We start from the raw sequence: 17,345 nt of genomic DNA on the forward strand, positions 1-17,345 counted from the left end.
GCACAGCCGGAGAGGGAGCCAGACATGAGCTTTGATCGCAGCATCAAAATTGCCCCATCCATTCTCTCGGCAGATTTTGCCAACTTCGGGCAGGAAATCCGGGCCATTGAAGAGCAGGGCGCTGATTGGGTGCATGTGGATGTGATGGACGGGCATTTTGTGCCGAACCTGACCTTTGGTCCCCCCGCCGTGAAAGCCTTCCGTCCGCATGTGAAGACCTTCATGGATGTGCATCTGATGATCGCGCCGGTGGACCCTTACATCGAGGCCTATGCCGAGGCCGGTGCCGATATGATCACCGCCCATGTGGAGGCCGGCCCGCATATTCACCGCACCATTCAGGCGATCAAGGCGCAGGGTGTGAAGGCCGGTGTGGCCGTGAACCCCGGCACACCGCTGGAAAGCATCGAACATGTGCTGGATCTGGTGGATATGGTGCTGATCATGACGGTGAACCCCGGCTTTGGTGGGCAGAAGTTCATCCATTCCGGCGTGGAGAAAACCCGCCGCTGCCGTGAGATGATCGGCGATCGTGAGATCCACATTCAGATCGACGGTGGCGTGACCACCGAGACCGCGCCTTTGGTGGCCGCAGCGGGCGCAGATGTCCTAGTGGCGGGCTCTGCTGTGTTCAAAGGTGGCTCTGTCGATCAGGCGCAGGTCTACGGCGACAACATCCGCGCCATCCGCGCAGCGGCAGAGGCGGCGCAGTAAGCGGCGCGTAATGAATGTCTGTTGAGCGTCATGGAAGTATGGCGCTCGACGGGAGGTTTTTTGAAGCCGTCAGCGGGGCGGTGTTTGGCTGGTGGTCTCGAAGGCAGATGAGCGGGCGAAACTGTCATTCGCTGCGGGCGCACCAATGTCTGCTTTCAAATATCAAGAAGGCCTACTGATCCGCTGTTGGTGGATGGATCACTTTAAGCGAAACGATCTCCTTGTCTGTTAGAGACATCATATTTCCATCAAGGCCAGCCGCCTTTGCGGCGTCAAAAAAGATGCCCGTGCACTCACGATAGTGGTAGCAAATCAGGTCCAGCAGATCGCGTTCTGGCTGCCCTTCGATTTCTATCGGGCGGAAGTAACGGTACAATCCAAGGTCGGCTCTTACCGGCTTTGCCCAACCGAAACGCTCTGCGTAGACTGACCCATACGGTCTGCGGTGAACGATTTCATTTCGAAGGTCTGTGACTTCCTTCAACCAGCCTGATGTCGCCCATCTGTCGGGTTCATCGGGTTTCGCCATCAGCCATTTCTTTTGGAGAAAGAGATCGAGTATTGGCTCACTGCCAGCGTGATGCGAGCGAAGCTTGCTCTTTAGAGCGTTCATGGTGTCGACCTTGCCATGGCTTGCATTCATGCCCAAGCGATTGGCGATGAAGGCGGCAAGGTAGTCCCGAGCAGACCCTAGTTGAAGGAAAAAAGCGTGGACGTGCGCGAACAGGTTTTGATCCATTGTATTGGAACTCCTTTGCCCGTCTACTTTGCCTGCATACATCTTATTGACGAGTTGTTCGTTGTAGTGTTCCGCAATTTGCTCAACGGCGAGGTCCATAGAACGTAAGCTGAAGCTAATTGCTCGCGCGAGCCTTTCCTCCACGCTGCTATCATCAAGAATTGTCGCGACCTTGGAATGGTCGGGCTCCTTTAGTTCTGTGAGCTGCTGAGCGCGTGTCGCACTAAAGAGGTTTGTCGAAATGCTACCCCAAATGGCAGATGGGCTTCGTGCATGGTTCTTTTCAGTAGGAATAATCGGACGCCAAGATGAGTGCCATTCTCCATTCAGCCAGCCGCTTGCCTGAAAGCCTAGCACTTTAAAACCACCAATCCGAACTATCTGGCGCAATTGTTTATCGGTCAGGAAGCCCTTGGCGCGCGCTTCCCCATTTTCAAAAATCGGTTCAATTTGCCAATGATCGTCACTGATCTTTGTCCCCCGAAATCCTCCCGTGCAATGGATGTAAAATATGTCAGCGTCCGGCTGTCTGGGAACGGCTTGCCACTTGTCATTGCAGATTCCTGTGGAGAAATCGCTCAATTATAAGCTCCTAAAATTACATACTTGATCAAGAAAAATAACATCATAGCCGCCAGTCGGAAAGCAAGGTGTTCGATATCCGACTTCGTATGTGAAGAAACTATGTACTCTTCACATAGCGGTCATTCGAGCGCTGCGCAGCATGAGGTACACGGGCTCATTGCCGACATTCTCTGCAGCGCGTCATTGTGGGGATTTGGCGCGGCACTGTCTGGCCTCGATTATCGATCGGGAACCTGTCCAACTCGGGTGGTCGCGTTAGGTGCCTGTGGCAATCAGTACATCTACAGCAGGCTGTTTCAGTCGCGGATTTCTTCGGCTGACACGCCCCAGAGGCTGGTTTTCTGAACCCAGCCTTTGTAGCCGCCTGCATTGAGGCGGCACCAGTCCAGCGTGCATTCTTCGAGTTTGGCGATCACGCCCAGCTCAAGGTGGGCGGTCGTGGATGTGGCTTCGGTGGGGCGCACGGCGAGTGGCAGCATGTCGGTCTGGATGATCACCGTGCGGACGCCTGACAGCAGGGAGTAATGCACCCAGCCGCCCGCGCCGTCGATGTCGCGCACGCGGCGCCAGTGGCCGTATTCTGCGGTGATTTGCAGGGGCATGGATTTGCGGGTGAAAACCCAGTCGATGCGATGCGTGCGGGAGGGACCGCGTCGCACATTGGCCTTGGAGGCTTTGAGCGACACATAACGCGGCAGGGGCAGATTGGTGACCGGGCCCCGTTTGATTTTGGCAGCGGCCACGTCTGATGGTGCCGTCTCGGTCTGTGCCGTGACGGAAGTTGTAAGGGCCAGAAGCAATGCCACGACCAAGCCCACAAGAGAATTTTGACCCAAGGAGAACATATTGCCTGATTTTTTCTGCTCTGAAGGTGCGGAGGGGTTCTTGTGCCCCGTTGACCTGTAAGGCAGTGTGGCACCAACGCGCTGGATTGAAAAGCACTGGGAGGCCCCGCATGCCAAAGCAACGTCTGAGTGTTGTCGTTACGCGACGCTTACCTGAAGCGGTTGAGACAAGACTGTCAGAACTGTTTGATGTGCGGCTGCGTGATGACGACAGCCCGATGACCCGCGAGCAATTGTCCGCGGCGATGAAAGACGCGGATGTGCTGGTGTCTACGCTGAGTGACAAGATTGACGCCAATATGATTGCACAGGCCGGTGAGCGTTTGAAGCTGATCGCCAACTATGGGGCGGGTGTGGATCACATCGATGTGGCCTCTGCGCGCCAGCGTGGGGTGCTGGTTTCCAACACGCCGGGCGTGAGTGCGGATGACACTGCCGATATGGCGTTGGCCCTGATTTTGGGCGTGACCCGCCGCGTCAGCGAAGGGGTGCAGCGCATGCAATCGGGAGAATGGGATGGTTGGGCCCCCACCACGCTTTTGGGTGGCCGGGTCAGCGGCAAGCGGCTTGGCATTCTGGGCATGGGGCGCATTGGCACCGCAGTGGCACGGCGTGCGCATGCTTGTGGCATGCAGATCCATTATCATAACCGCCGTCGCCTGCGCCCGGAGATTGAGGAGCAGTATGAGGCGACCTATTGGGAAAGCCTTGATCAGATGCTGGCGCGGATGGATGTGGTCTCGGTCAACTGTCCGCACACGCCTTCGACGTTCCACCTGCTCAATGCGCGGCGTCTGAAGCTGATGAAGCCTTCGGCCGTCATCATCAACACCTCACGGGGGGAAGTGATTGATGAAAACGCCATGGTGCGCGCGCTGAAAACCGGCGCGTTGGCTGGAGCGGGACTGGACGTTTATGAACATGGCCATGAAGTGCACCCTGATCTGCGCGGGGTGCCCAATGTGGTACTGATGCCGCATATGGGCTCTGCCACCGTGGAAGGGCGCATTGAGATGGGCGAGAAGGTCCTGATCAACATCAAAACCTTTGATGATGGGCACCGTCCACCAGATCTGGTTGTGCCTGCGATGCTCTGAGCGCGATGCGCGCCTTTGTTGGCATCCCTATTGAGGGCCGCGCGGCGGATGCGGTGGCGGATGTGCAGGAGCGACTGTCGGTCGGACGCCCGGTGCCGCTTGCCAATCTGCACGTGACGCTTGCCTTTCTGGATGATCAGCCCATGGAGCAGCTGGAAGCGCTGCATGAGGAGCTGGAGCTTATCCGTGTGCCGTCCTTTGAGATGACCCTGAAAGGCATCGATTTGTTTGGCGCGCCGCGCAGCCGGTTGTTGGCACTATTGGTCGCGCCGGATCCCCATTTGATGGCTTTGCAGGCCGATGTGGCCAAGGCGGCTCGGCGCGTGGGCATGAAGCTTGAGAAACGCAGGTTTCGCCCGCATGTGACCCTGTGCCGGTTTCGCGATGGGCAGCATGCACCCGAAAAAATCCAAGGGGCGATTTCGCGCGGGGCGCATTACGATATGTGGCCAATTGATGTGTCGGAATTCGCGCTTTACCGATCTTCTCTGACGCAGGACGGGGCGGTCTACGACGTATTGAGTAGCTATCCTTTGTTGGCGATGCCTTACGACTGACCTAAGCTGAAGGTTGGGTGGGCGCGGGCCCTCCGGCATTTTTGCGAGGGGAGTTTTGAGATGAATCGTTTCTTTTCATGTGTTTCGCTGGCCTGTCTGTTGGCCACCGGCGCTTTGGCGCAGGACGCGGCGGATTCGGTCGCACCAGAGGTCGGCTCTGAGTTGGGCGGATTTGTGCCAGACAGGCTGAAGGCGGCGCAGGCCTCCAAAGACGCTGGAACACCCACGCAGGCGGAGCGTTGGATGGTGGCGGCGGCGCATCCTTTGGCCGTTGACGCCGGTGCGGATGTGTTGCGGGCCGGGGGCACGGCGGCGGATGCCATGGTTGCGGTGCAGACGGTGCTGGGGCTGGTGGAGCCGCAGAGCTCGGGCCTTGGTGGCGGGGCTTTTCTGGTCTGGTATGATGCCGAGAGCGGCGCGGTGACCACATTGGATGGGCGTGAAAAAGCCCCTTTGGCGGCGACGCCCAAACTGTTTCTGGATGACAATGGCGCGCGCATGAAATTCTTTGATGCGGTCGTCGGAGGGCGGTCTGTGGGTGTGCCGGGTACGCCTATGCTGCTTGAGGAGGCGCATCGGCGCTGGGGGCGCAGCGCCTGGCCCGGTTTGCTTGACGCGGCGATTGGCCATGCGGAGACCGGTTTTGCGGTTTCCCCCCGGCTTGCGGGCGCTGTGGCCAAGGATGCAGAGCGGCTTTCAAGCCATCCCGCAACAGCGGCCTATTTCCTGCCCGGTGGTGCGCCATTGGCGGAAGGCAGTGTGTTGCAGAACCCGGAGTATGCAGAAAGCCTGCGCCTGATGGCAGAGTATGGCGCGGATCCGTTTTATACCGGTGAGATTGCCACCGATATTGTGGCCACGGTGCGCAATGCGGACAATCCCGGTGTGCTGACCAATGTGGATATGGCGTTCTATCAGGTGCAGGAGCGCGATGCGGTTTGTGTGGAATATCGCGACCATGATGTGTGCGGCATGGGGCCGCCTTCTTCGGGCGGGCTGACCGTTGGTCAGATCCTTGGCTTGGTTGCGCCCTATGATCTGGCAGGCATGGGGCCGGAAAGTGCCGAGGTCTGGCGTCTGATTGGGGATGCCTCACGTTTGGCCTTTGCGGATCGGGGGCGCTACATGGCGGACAGTGATTTTGTGCCGGTGCCGACCGAGGGTTTGATTGCGCCAGAGTATCTGGCGCAGCGGGCCAAGCTGCTGTCTGGTGAGAAGGCGTTGGAAAGCGTGGCTCCGGGCACGCCGGAGTTTGATCATGCACTGCTTTGGGGCGACGGGCAGAGCTTTGCACAGCCGTCCACCTCTCATATCTCGATTGTGGACAGCTATGGCAATGCTTTGTCGATGACGACCACGATTGAGAATGGCTTTGGCAGCCGCGTGATGGCGCGGGGATTTCTGCTCAACAATGAGCTGACAGATTTCTCGTTCCGCTCACACAATGATGGCGTGCCGGTGGCCAATCGGGTGGAGCCGGGCAAGCGGCCGCGTTCTTCGATGGCACCGACGATTGTGCTCAAGGATGGGGTGCCAAGCTTGGTGATTGGCAGCCCGGGCGGCAGCCGGATCATTGGCTATGTGGCCAAGACCATCATTGCCCATCTGGATTGGGGTCTGGACGTGCAGGCGGCGATTGATCTGCCGCATCTGGTGAACCGCTTTGGCACCTATGATGTGGAGAGCGGCACAGGGGCGGTGGCGCTGGCGGGGCCATTGTCGGAGATGGGGTTTGAGATGAATGAGCGCGACCTCAACTCCGGCCTGCACGCGATTTCTCTGGGCACCGCGTTGCAGGGGGGCGCGGATAAGCGCCGCGAAGGTCTCGCTTATGGGGAATAGCGACGCTTGACCTCTCAACCCAAGGGTTTTACCCGACTGGGAGGAGCATAGGGATGAGAGGGAAGACCATGGGGGATGCATTGGATATGGTGCGCAATGAGGATGGGATTGCCGCAGTGCTGGGCGTGTTGGAGCAACAGTTTGGCGAGGCCTGTCACACCGGGCAGGCTGTGCGCGCTCAGCACGGGCACACCACCACATGGATCCCCACGCAGGCCCCCGATGCGGTGATTTTTGCCAAATCGACAGAAGAGGTGGCGGCCATCGTCAAGATCTGCGCCACCCATAAGGTACCTGTGATTGCCTATGGCACCGGCACGTCGCTGGAAGGCCATGTGAATGCCCCCGTCGGGGGCGTTTGCATCGACATGAGCGAGATGAACAAGATCCTTGCGGTGCATGATCAGGATCTGGATTGTGTGGTGCAGCCGGGGGTGACCCGCGAGCAGCTGAACCTGCATCTGCGGGATCAGGGGCTGTTCTTTCCGATTGATCCGGGGGCCAATGCCTCACTTGGCGGCATGGCCTCGACGCGGGCGAGTGGCACCAATGCGGTGCGCTATGGCACGATGAAAGACAATGTTCTGGCTCTGGAGGTGGTGCTGCCGTCTGGCGAAGTGATCCGCACCGCCAGCCGGGCCAAGAAATCCAGCGCGGGCTATGATCTGACCCGGTTGATGATCGGTGCGGAAGGCACATTGGGCATCATCACAGAGATCACGTTGAAATTGCAGGGTATTCCCGAGGCGATGTCTTCGGCGCGCTGCTCGTTTGCGAGTGTGGATGCGGCCTGTCAGGCGGTGATGGCGACCATTCAATACGGTATTCCCGTGGCGCGGATTGAGCTTCTGGACGCGATGAGTGTGAAGGCGGCCAATGCCTATTCCAAACTTGATCTGCCGGAGACACCGCTCCTTCTGCTGGAGTTTCACGGCTCAGAAAGTGGTGTGGCGGAGCAGGCAGAGGTGTTTGGTGCCATTGCCGAAGACGCCGGCGGCACGGGCTTTGTCTGGACCACCAAGCCCGAGGACCGCACCAAGCTCTGGCAGGCGCGCCATGATATGTATTGGGCGTCATTGCAGCTGCGCCCCGGTGCAAAAGGCGTGTCCACGGATGTCTGTGTGCCGATTTCACGGCTGGCAGAATGTGTGGCGGCGGCCTCTGAAAAGGCGGCGGAACTGGGTCTGCTGGCCCCAGTTGTGGGCCATGTGGGAGATGGCAATTTCCACACGCTGCCGCTGATTGATATGGAGAATGCAGAGGAGGTCGCCAAGGCGGAAGGCTTTGTCAGCTGGCTTAATGATCTGGCAATTTCCATGGGCGGCACCTGCACCGGTGAGCATGGCATCGGGCAGGGCAAGAAGCCTTATCTGCGCAAAGAGCTTGGCGGGGCTGTCGATGTGATGGCGGCGGTGAAGGCGGCGATTGACCCGGATGGGATCATGAATCCGGGGAAGATTTTGTGAGGGGATTGGGCAGGGTTGTTTGGTGGTTTTGCGCCCAAACTTCTACGATACCGCAACGCGGCGAATGTCTGCTAGACGGCGTCTAGCCAAATTTCTGCAAAACCGAAGGTGGCCTAACCAAACAAAGCAGCCAAGGATTTTTATGGGCTTTGGTTTGCCGCCCGCTTGCCCCATGGCCGAGTGATCACAAACGCCAGCATGCCACCTAATGTGAAAACAAACACGAAGAACAAGATTGAGTAGGGAACATAGAGTAGAGAAAAAACTGCGAGGCATGTCATTCCCAGAAAAGTAGTAACACTCAATAAAACTTTAAGTACTCCAGAGAACTGCACTGGCTTGATTTTCCAATCATTGGCCCGCCAACACCAGAACAAACGCGCCATCGGAGCCAAAGCCAAACACCACCAAAAAATAGCAAAAAGAGTTGAGCCAGGAGCGTGCGCGATACCCGCAACCTCAAATGAAAGCTTATCTGCGAATGTGGCGCGGCGCTCAATAAAGCCATAAGATATGTTGATGTATTCGGGATAGGCATCGCCAGAAGGCCTGCCATTTTCCACAATGGTTCGCCTACGACCCCAGTGATCAAAATCGGGTTTATACACCAAACCTCGTACTACGTCATAGACACTGCATGATTGAGCATTGTGTGAACTGTTACACCTTATGATGAGTGCGTCCGATAGAGGGGTGGCTGCCAATAAGTGCCCCTCGCTATCAAAGACGATGACTTGCGAGGGATCAGCAAAGATTATGCCATCACCGAACAAAATGGCAAATTCGACCTCTCCGAATTCTGGCAGCTCGACCTTTTCGCGTTGACCAAAGTAAGGAGAGTGAGCAGAGGCGATAGTGGCCGAAACGAATACGGCAAAAATCAAAAACGATATGAGTTTCATAGCACGTGACTGATCCACAGAACCTTTGGATTCGATATGGTCATATTCACTGATCGCCGCAAGCGAAGCGGCCATTGGCGCAGTTGCAGTGAAATGTTGTTATGTCCGCAAATCCGCCTTTGAACAGCGTGGTTTATAGATGGTTCAATTGCGCCCTGTCAGATCTCACCGATATACCTCATCCTCCCCCGGGAAGCTGCGGTCTTTGACTTCTTCGGCATATTGGCCAACGGCGCGTTCGATGGCGGGGCCGAGGTCGCCGTAGACTTTCACGAATTTTGGCGTCCATTCGTTCAGACCCAGCATGTCTTCGAGCACGAGGATCTGGCCGTCACAATCGGCAGAGGCCCCAATGCCGATGGTGGGGATGGGGATCTGTTTGGTGATCTTGGCGGCCAGAGGCTCCACCATACCCTCAAGTACGAGGGAGAAGGCCCCTGCCTCGGCCACGGCGCGGGCGTCTTCTTCGTGGATCGCCCATGTGTCTTCATCGCGGCCCTGGGTTTTGAAGCCGCCCATCACATGGCTGGATTGTGGGGTGAGGCCGATATGGGCCATCACCGGGATGCCGCGCTCGGTCAGGAAGCGGATGGTTTCGGCCATGCGTTTGCCGCCCTCCAGCTTTACCGCGCCGCAGCCGGTTTCTTTCATGATCTTGGCGGCGTTGCGGAAGGCGATTGAGGGGCTTTCTTCATAGGTGCCAAAGGGCATGTCCACCACGATCAGTGCCTTTTGCGTGCCGCGCACCACGGCTTTGCCATGCATGATCATCAGATCCAGCGGCACACCCACGGTGCTTTCCATGCCGTGCATCACCATGCCGAGGCTGTCGCCGACCAGAATAAAGTCTGCGTATTTGTCCACTATGGCGGCGGTGTGCGCGTGATAAGAGGTCAGCGAGACAATTGGCTCACCGCCCTTGCGGGCGGCAATCTGCGGAACGGTGGTTCGGCGGATGGGAGTTTGCGTGCTCATGGTGTCACCACTCTTTGGTCAATCAGAAGAATGTCGCCAAAGGCGACGGAGATCATGATGGCAGTTGGGCCGGTGAGCGGCCCGTCAATCACAGTGAGACTTTCGGCGGCGACGATGTCCAGCCCTTTCAGGCTGGCGCGCGGTTCGGCTGCGATGGTGTCTGTGATGATTTTGGACAGGGTTGCCACGGTTGTGCCCGTTGCGGTGCTGGCTTGCGCGGCATCAAGCGCGCGCGATAGCACGAGGGCAGCGGCGCGGTCTTCGGCTGAGAGGCGCACGTTGCGCGACGACATGGCCAGCCCGTCAGTCTCGCGCACGGTCGGGGCGCCGATGATGGTGACTGGCATGTGCAGATCGGCGACCATACGTTTGATCACCTGAAGCTGTTGGTAGTCTTTTTCGCCAAAGACCGCGGTGTCTGGCTGCACGATATTAAAGAGCCGCGCCACCACGGTTGTCACTCCGCGGAAGTGGCCGGGGCGTACAGCGCCATGCAACACATTTGCAAGATGGGTGGTTTCCACAATGGTTTCGTCGCCGGGGGGATACATCGTGTCCACCTCCGGCAGGAAGACCACACCCACGCCCGCCTCCCGGAGCATGGCGAGATCGCCACTTTCATTGCGGGGGTAGGCATCCAGATCGGCAGACTCGCCAAATTGTGTCGGGTTGACGAAAATCGATACAACCACAGCCTCTGCTTGGGATTGCGCGGTTTCTATCAGGCTCATGTGGCCCGCATGTAGAAAACCCATGGTGGGCACCATGCCGATGGTTTTCCCCTGTTTTCGCAGGGCGGCGACCGCATCGCGGCACTCTGAAACTGAGCGGCAGATCAGCATTCTGCTCTGTCTCCTTAAAAGGTGGGGAGCGGTGTAACGAGGCCGCTGCGATGCAGCAAGGGTTTTTGCGGCAACGTGGCGTCGCATTCGCGCATTTAAGCGTCGGCTGGGCCGTGCGTTTGTTGTGTAATAAGGTACAGTCTGGCGAAAAATTCATGCTTCTGTGGGAGTCGTCTGTCGTATGAAAACGAATGTCAAAGCTCTGGTTGTAGGCGGCGGTGCCGTCGGGACCTCTATTGCCTATCACCTCGCCAAGGCCGGTTGGGATGATGTGATGCTGATCGAACGCGATGAGCTGACATCGGGGTCAACTTGGCACGCCGCAGGTTTGTTGCCGCTGTTCAACATGTCCTATGCGACCACCCACATCCACAAATACTCTGTGGACTTCTACAAGCAGCTCGAAGAAGAAACCGGCCTGAATGCGGGCTTTGCCGTTGTGGGCAACCTGCGTATGGCGCAGACGCAAGAGCGTATGGACGAATATATGCTCTATGCCTCCACTGCAGAGACCTGTGATGTGGCCTATGAGTGGCTGACGCCTGAGCAGATCAAAGAGCGCTGGCCGCTGATTGAAACCGGTGATCTGAAAGGCGCGATCTACCACACTGAGGACGGCTATATTAACCCGGCGGACGTGACCCAGGCGATGGCCAAAGGCGCGCGTCAGCGCGGCGTGGAAATCGTGCGCAAGATGCAGGCGGATGACTTCCACTGGAACGGCACGCACTGGGAAGTCACCTGTACTGTGATGGTGGAAAAAGGTGGCAACCTTGTGCCGTCTGAAGAGCAGGTTGTGATCACCGCAGAGCATGTTGTGACTGCATCCGGAAACCACGCACAGCGCACCGCGAAGATGCTGGGCATCAAGATGCCTGCGATCCCGGTGGAGCACACTTTCATCGTGATGGACAAAGATCCGGAGCTGGTGAAATGGCGTGAAGCGGGCAACCCAGAGCACCCTGTTGTCCGCGATGCAGACAATGAATCCTATGCCCGTGAAGAGCGCGGCGGCTGGATCCTTGGCATCTATGAGCGCGGCGCGCCTGCGCAGTTTGAGCATGGTGTGCCTGACAGCTTCCGTGCGGATCTGTTCCCGCTGGATCTGGACCGGATCGCGGAACAGTATATGGCGATGGCTGAGCGCGTGCCATCCTGTGCGGAATCCGGTCTGAAAGACGACTTCAATGGTCCGATCTGCTACACTCCTGACGGCAACCCGCTGGTGGGTCCGGCACCGGGTCTGCGCAACATGTGGCTGGCTGAGGGCTTCTCCTTCGGGATCACCGCCGCAGGTGGCACCGGCTACTATCTGGCACAGATGATGGTAGACGGCGAAGCCGAGATTGACATGGCGAGCCTTGACCCGAAGCGCTACTCGTCGAACTGGATGACCACCGAGTTTGCCGCGCGCAAGAACGAAGAGTGCTACGAGCACGTCTACATCCTGCACCACCCTGACGAAGAGCGTCCAGCCTGTCGTCCGCTGCGCACCTCGCCAGCGTTTGATCGCCAGAAAGAAAAAGGCGCGCAATTTGGTTGGGTCAACGGTTGGGAGCGTCCAAACTACTACGGTCCGGTGGATGCGCCATCGAACTTTGATGAGGAAAACCGCTCGTTCCGCCGTGGTGGCTGGTGGCAGTATGCTGTCGAAGAAGCCAAGGCGATCCGCAACGGTGTGGGTCTGATCGACGCAACCGCCTTTACCAAACACGTTGTCAAAGGCCCCGGTGCCACCCAGTTCCTGGATTGGTTCACCTGTAACAAGCTGCCAAAGGTTGGCCGTATCAACCTGACTTATGCTCTGACATCTGCGGGCACCACGCGCACCGAATACACCATCGTGCGCAATGGCGAGAACAACTATTACCTCGTTTCTGCCGGTGCATGGACCGAGTATGACGCCGACTTCCTGCGCAAGGCCGCCGAAGACAAAATGGAAGAGTTCGGCTACATCGAGATCCAGGATGTCACCACCCAGTGGGGCGTCTTTGCCATCGCTGGTCCGAAGTCCCGCGATGTGCTCAAGAAGGTTATCAGCGACGCCGACAAGGACACCGCGCTGTCCAACAAGCGGTTCCCATGGCTGTCGGCCAAGCAGATCGAACTGGGCATGTGCCCTGTGAATGCGATCCGTGTGGCTTACACTGGTGAGCTCGGCTGGGAGCTGCACCACCCGATTGAGATGCAGAACTACCTCTGGGATCTGCTGGTTGAGGCCGGTGCGGAGTTTGACATGAAGCTGGTTGGCGCGCGTGCGCAAAACTGGCTGCGTCAGGAGAAATCCTACCGTGCGTTTGGCACCGAGCTGGGCCGGGATGCGACCCCGGCGGAGGCGGATCTGCCACGCTTTATTGACCTGGAGAAAGAGTTCCACGGCAAGGAAGCGATGCTGGAAACCGGTGTACGTGTGAAATGCTGCACGTTGCTGATTGATGGCCCGGATGATGCGGACCCATGGGGCCGTGAGGCGCTTTATACGCCAGAAGGTGAGCGCGTTGGGCGTTTGACCTCCGGCGGCTACTCGGTGGCCTTCGAGAAATCCATTGGCATGGGCTATGTGAAGCCTGAGCTGGCGGTGGAAGGCACCAAGCTGCAGGTCAAAATTCAGGACAAGCTCTGGGATGCAGTTGTGACCTGCGACAGCCCATATGATCCAAAGAACGAGACCATTCGTCAGAACGGCTAAGGGTTCTCACATCAAAAAAAGAACGCCCCGCAGATTTGCGGGGCGTTCTTTTTTTCTGTTTCGTGCAAAGGGATCGTTAGTATTCGCCTTTGGTGATCACGCCGTCGCCGTCTTTGTCGATGTTGTCAAACCAGGCGCGCATGGCTGTGTCCATTTCTGCACGGGTGACGCGGCCATCCAGATTGAGATCGGTGTTGGCGCGAGAGAGCCCGGCCACCGCGCGTTTTGCCAGTGAGGTGGGGTTGGATTCCGCTTCTGCTGCACGGGCCTCGTCAAAGGCAGTGTATTCCGCGTTGTCCAGCGCGCCATCACCATCTTTGTCGAAGGTTTCAAAGATGCGTTTGCGGGTTTCTTCCACTTCGGCCCATGTGATGGTGCCATCTGCGTCCATGTCCCAATCGTCTGCTGCGGCCAAAGTCGGAGCTGCGAGCAGAGAAAAAGAAACAAAGGCACTGCCAATCAAGAGGTTACGCATGGGATTTCCATTCTGCTGAAACTGTTGTTACAGGCATCATAGGTTGTGCGCGGCCCGCTGTCAGCCCGCGGAAAGCTCATCAAAGCATTCCAGCGCCTTGCCCGCGTACATCATGGCGGGCCCGCCCCCCATCTGAATCGCCATGGCGAGCACGTCAGACACCTCTTCCCGTGTTGCGCCCGCTTTGACCAGCGCATCGCAATGCAGCGAGATACAGGGTTCACAGCGGCTGACGATGGCCATGCCAAGCGCGACAAACTCTTTGGTTTTGAAGTCGAGAACGCCCCCCTCCTTCACGGTTTTTCCCAAGGCTCCAAAGGCTTTGGCGGTGTCGGGGATCGTCTTGTTCAATCCACGCAATTGACCGCGTGTGTCGTTGAGTTTTTCGGTCCAGCTCATGTGTCGCTCCATAGAAGTTTGGCGACACCATATGCGAATAATTGAATGTTATTTTGACGGAGATCAAACAAGGTTTGCGTTTGGGCGGGATATTTATCGGCGCTATGATTTTGTGAACTTTATCAGTAGGTTGTTGGCAGGCATTTCGATGGTTTGCGCTAGGAGAAGGGCCCGTGTTGCGGCAAAATCGGCAAGGTCTACGTCTGATTTATAGCCAATCTCAGGATCCTGGTTGCGCAGGTCTGCATCAAAGCGCTGATCTCCTTCGCTGACCAGTTGGCCGTTCCGTTTGAAGGGGCCATACATCAGAAGGTGCCCGCCGGAGGAGAGCGCTTTGGCCGCTTCGGAGATCAAAACCTCTGCTTCTTTCGAACTGATCAGGTGCAGCAGGTTGGCGAGTAGGATGACATCCGGCGCGCTGACATCCTGTGACCAGCCGGGCGCCGTTGCATCGAGGGCTTGAGGTGGTCGCAAATTGGCAAGGTTTGTCTCACCGACATAGGCTTGGATGCTGGCGCGGCGACTGGCGTCGATTTCTGTGGGTTGCCAGATCAGAGCGGGGAAAGCCTTGGCGTAGGCCACGATGTGCTGACCTGTTCCACTCGCGATTTCAACGACTTGGCCGGAGGCTGGCAGCAGAGGTGCCAAGGCGTCGATGAGCGGGGTGACATTGCGCGCAGCGGAGGGCGCAAAGAGTTTTCCGGCTGTATCGGGGGTGGCGACAGAGGCGCTGTCTGGCAGGTTGAGGCGACGGGGCATTATGAAAACCTCCTTGGGTCAAGCGCTTGGCGGGTGGCGGCATCCAGCTCGGATGGCTGGCCTGAAATCAGATCGGCGATCAATTGTGCGGCGGCAGGGGCGGATTGAAACCCGTAACCGCCCTGTCCGGCCACCCAGACAAAAGTGGGGTCTTGCCTGTCGGGACCAAGGGCGAGGTTGCGATCGGGTGTAAAGCTGCGCAGCCCGGCCCAGCTGGCCTCTAAATGGGTGACCTCTTCGGTGACAAATTTCTGATATCTTGCAATACCTTCCGCGAGAACCATGTCGTCGGGCCAGGCATCAAAGGGGGCCATTGGGTCCTCTTCAGCAGGTGAGATGATCAGGCTGCCTGCGTCTGGTTTGGCGTACCAGTGTTCATGCACATCCAGCAGCATCGGCCAATCGTGCAGGTCATATCCGCCGGGGGCCGGGATGCGGGCCATGGAGCGCCGCATTGGCGTGATGCCGAGCGGGGCGATGCCCGCGCGGGTGGCGATGTGATCGGCCCAGGCACCGCCGGCGTTCAGGAGGAGTTTTGTCTCATATATGGCGGTGGGTGTCTGTACCTGCCAGCCGGAAGATATACGTGTGATTTCAGTGACATCTTGATTTGTGAGCACATCGCCGCCATGCGCGCGGCAGGTTCTGGCACACCATTGCAGAAAGCGGTCTGTGTCGATGTCTGAGGCCTCTTGATGCAGGGCGGCATAGGCGGCAACTGTGCGGTTGATGATTGGCACGCGTTGGTGCGCCTCATCGAGCGGAAGGGGGATGGCTTCAAAGTTGTCGCAAGCCGCAGAAAAGGCATCACGGTCTTCTGATTTGGCAAGAAACATCACGCCGCGGGGAGAAAGAAAGCCGCCATCGGTTGTGGCAAAGAATGCGGCGCTGGCGCGGCTCAGGGCGATGGTGCTCGGCAGGCCGTAGTTTGGCTCAAACATCGCGGCGGAGCGGCCGGAGGCGTGATAGCCCAGAGCGGTTTCCCGTTCTAAAACAAGGGTTTTTCCGAGGGGTGCCAAACGTGCAGCGGCGGAAAGCCCTGCGATGCCGCCGCCAATGATGAGGAAATCTATCATGCTTCATCCAATCTATCGGTCGCCGGAGGTGGCGCAGGGGTGAGGGCGGTGAGGCGTTGATAGAGGGTGTCGTCCATCTGAAAGGAGAGGGCATCCAAGGAAGGTTGGAGCTGTTTCAGAGTGCGTGCCGACAGAATGGGACTGGGGCCTGTGGGGTGGCGGGCGGCCCATGCGGCGGCGAGTGTAGCGGGGTGCGTTTGGTATTCCTCTGCAATGTCAGGGAGTTGCGCGGCTGCTGCATGCATCCAATCAACGTTATAACGCGCGGTGTAGTAGGGATCAGAGGTCAGGCGGCCTTTGCCTTGCCCCTGTTTGTATTTGCCGGTCAGGAGCCCGCCACCGAGGGGCGAATAGGTGGCGGCAAGAATGCCGAGATCGGCGCACATGGGCAGGATTTCGACCTCGGCCTGCCGCTTCACCAGATTGTACATCGGTTGAAAAACATCAATACGCGCGCCGTGTTTTTCTGCGGCCCATGCGGCTTTGACCACTTGCCATGCGGCGAAGTTTGAGACTCCTATGTAGCTGATGTTATTCAGAGATTTCTGTTGCGCGAAGAAGCTCAAAGTCTCTTCCAGAGGGGTGTCCGGATCAAAGCGGTGCAGGTAGAGGATATCCACATGATCCATCTGAAGGCGTTTGCGGGAGATATCAAATTGCGCGGCTAGATTGGCGGTGCCTGCGCCTCCGGTGTAGCCCACCTTGGTGGCGATCACCAAGGATGCGCGCTCCTGTTTGATCAGGGAGCCGAGAATTTCTTCTGACTTCCCAGAGGTATACACATAGGCCGTGTCGAAGTGGTTGATGCCAGCGGCGCGGCATGCGGCATACATTTCCGCGCTGTCGCGCTCTGAGGCGGCCTTGCCAAATTGCATGGTGCCAAAGGAAAAGCGGCTGATCGGCGTGCCGTCTGGGCTGGTAAGGGTCTGTGACATGGAGCGACGTTGCCATGCAGCGCGGTCGGAGAAAAGCCCCGAAGTTGGGCCCGCAACGGGGCTTGTTAAGGTTTGACCGGTGCAAATTGGCGTGTCTGTATTGCGTCGGTATTACAGCCGTATCGCGTCGGTGGATTTCTGCGCCGCCCGATGCCGCTGATCCGGCGTTAACCGTTCTCACCGGATGTTTCAGAAGCGCGGTCATGGGGCGCAGGCAGCGTAAAGCCCAGATCATAACATCGGGTAAGCAAAGCGTCGCGACGCGGCGCAGAGCCGGTGGCCCCGCAGAGCAATTCCAGATGACGGGGCGCAAGGCCGAAGTAACCGAAGGTGCCATTGATCCATGCGGTTTCAAGTGTGACCCAGCCCCCTGAAATCGGGCCATTGAGATGTTAGTAATCCGTCCAAGCAAAGGATGGACAATGAAACGCAGATTTTCGGACGAACA

16 protein-coding genes are annotated in these 17,345 nt (G+C 58.0%); 6 read left to right on the forward strand and 10 right to left on the reverse strand.

Annotated features, from left to right (window positions below; translation table 11 throughout):
• Window positions 1-24: 24 nt before the first annotated feature.
• Window positions 25-714: a ribulose-phosphate 3-epimerase gene (gene rpe / locus SHM7688_RS17205; protein WP_058241172.1), complete on the forward strand. Its 690-nt coding sequence runs from the start codon at window positions 25-27 to the stop codon at window positions 712-714.
• 172 nt (window positions 715-886) lie between these two features.
• Here rpe and SHM7688_RS17210 read toward each other — a convergent pair whose 3' ends face one another.
• Both SHM7688_RS17210 and SHM7688_RS17215 read right to left on the reverse strand, forming a co-directional pair.
• Window positions 887-2,035, reverse strand: a complete 1,149-nt coding sequence (locus tag SHM7688_RS17210) for a hypothetical protein (RefSeq protein WP_058241173.1) — start codon at window positions 2,033-2,035, stop codon at window positions 887-889.
• A gap of 299 nt (window positions 2,036-2,334) precedes the next feature.
• On the reverse strand, window positions 2,335-2,883 hold the full coding sequence (locus tag SHM7688_RS17215) for an SH3 domain-containing protein (RefSeq protein WP_058241174.1): 549 nt from the start codon (window positions 2,881-2,883) through the stop codon (window positions 2,335-2,337).
• 110 nt (window positions 2,884-2,993) lie between these two features.
• Here SHM7688_RS17215 and SHM7688_RS17220 point away from each other — a divergent pair, with 110 nt between their 5' ends.
• The 4 genes from SHM7688_RS17220 (at window position 2,994) to SHM7688_RS17235 (ending at window position 7,845) form a co-directional block, all read left to right on the forward strand.
• Complete coding sequence (locus SHM7688_RS17220) at window positions 2,994-3,980, forward strand: 2-hydroxyacid dehydrogenase (RefSeq protein WP_058241175.1); 987 nt, start codon at window positions 2,994-2,996, stop codon at window positions 3,978-3,980.
• 5 nt (window positions 3,981-3,985) lie between these two features.
• Window positions 3,986-4,537, forward strand: coding sequence for an RNA 2',3'-cyclic phosphodiesterase (thpR, locus tag SHM7688_RS17225; protein WP_058241176.1), 552 nt, complete (start codon window positions 3,986-3,988; stop codon window positions 4,535-4,537).
• 60 nt (window positions 4,538-4,597) lie between these two features.
• On the forward strand, window positions 4,598-6,379 hold the full coding sequence (gene ggt, locus SHM7688_RS17230; protein ID WP_058241177.1) for a gamma-glutamyltransferase: 1,782 nt from the start codon (window positions 4,598-4,600) through the stop codon (window positions 6,377-6,379).
• Between the two features lie 68 nt (window positions 6,380-6,447).
• The gene (locus SHM7688_RS17235) at window positions 6,448-7,845 is read left to right on the forward strand and encodes an FAD-binding oxidoreductase (RefSeq protein WP_058241178.1); all 1,398 of its coding nucleotides are present in this window, start codon (window positions 6,448-6,450) and stop codon (window positions 7,843-7,845) included.
• Window positions 7,846-7,985: 140 nt separating this feature from the next.
• Here SHM7688_RS17235 and SHM7688_RS17240 read toward each other — a convergent pair whose 3' ends face one another.
• From SHM7688_RS17240 to panC, 3 genes are all read right to left on the reverse strand, one after another.
• Window positions 7,986-8,822 (reverse strand): hypothetical protein, encoded by an 837-nt coding sequence (locus tag SHM7688_RS17240; RefSeq protein WP_058241179.1) that lies wholly within the window; start codon window positions 8,820-8,822, stop codon window positions 7,986-7,988.
• Between the two features lie 90 nt (window positions 8,823-8,912).
• A complete protein-coding gene (gene panB / locus SHM7688_RS17245) occupies window positions 8,913-9,722 on the reverse strand; it encodes a 3-methyl-2-oxobutanoate hydroxymethyltransferase (RefSeq protein ID WP_058241180.1) in 810 nt (269 codons plus the stop codon).
• Complete coding sequence (gene panC, locus SHM7688_RS17250; protein ID WP_058241181.1) at window positions 9,719-10,564, reverse strand: pantoate--beta-alanine ligase; 846 nt, start codon at window positions 10,562-10,564, stop codon at window positions 9,719-9,721. Before panC ends, panB begins: the two co-directional genes overlap by 4 nt.
• Window positions 10,565-10,745: 181 nt before the next feature.
• On the opposite strand from panC, the gene SHM7688_RS17255 reads away from it, so the two are divergent.
• A complete protein-coding gene (locus tag SHM7688_RS17255; RefSeq protein WP_058241182.1) occupies window positions 10,746-13,253 on the forward strand; it encodes a GcvT family protein in 2,508 nt (835 codons plus the stop codon).
• 76 nt (window positions 13,254-13,329) lie between these two features.
• Here the strand turns inward: SHM7688_RS17255 and SHM7688_RS17260 are convergent, their stop codons facing one another.
• From SHM7688_RS17260 to SHM7688_RS17280, 5 genes are all read right to left on the reverse strand, one after another.
• Window positions 13,330-13,728 carry an EF-hand domain-containing protein gene (locus SHM7688_RS17260; protein WP_058241183.1) on the reverse strand — a complete coding sequence of 133 codons (399 nt, stop codon included), beginning with the start codon at window positions 13,726-13,728 and terminating at the stop codon, window positions 13,330-13,332.
• A 60-nt stretch (window positions 13,729-13,788) separates the two neighbouring features.
• On the reverse strand, window positions 13,789-14,127 hold the full coding sequence (locus SHM7688_RS17265; RefSeq protein ID WP_058241184.1) for a carboxymuconolactone decarboxylase family protein: 339 nt from the start codon (window positions 14,125-14,127) through the stop codon (window positions 13,789-13,791).
• Between the two features lie 102 nt (window positions 14,128-14,229).
• On the reverse strand, window positions 14,230-14,886 hold the full coding sequence (locus SHM7688_RS17270) for a DUF938 domain-containing protein (protein WP_058241185.1): 657 nt from the start codon (window positions 14,884-14,886) through the stop codon (window positions 14,230-14,232).
• The gene (locus SHM7688_RS17275; protein WP_058241186.1) at window positions 14,886-15,962 is read right to left on the reverse strand and encodes an NAD(P)/FAD-dependent oxidoreductase; all 1,077 of its coding nucleotides are present in this window, start codon (window positions 15,960-15,962) and stop codon (window positions 14,886-14,888) included. The genes SHM7688_RS17270 and SHM7688_RS17275 overlap by 1 nt, the downstream gene beginning before the upstream one ends.
• On the reverse strand, window positions 15,959-16,897 hold the full coding sequence (locus SHM7688_RS17280) for an aldo/keto reductase (RefSeq protein WP_058241187.1): 939 nt from the start codon (window positions 16,895-16,897) through the stop codon (window positions 15,959-15,961). Before SHM7688_RS17280 ends, SHM7688_RS17275 begins: the two co-directional genes overlap by 4 nt.
• Window positions 16,898-17,345: the final 448 nt, after the last annotated feature.

It is taken from the genome of Shimia marina (genome assembly GCF_001458175.1).
Lineage (GTDB): Bacteria > Pseudomonadota > Alphaproteobacteria > Rhodobacterales > Rhodobacteraceae > Shimia > Shimia marina.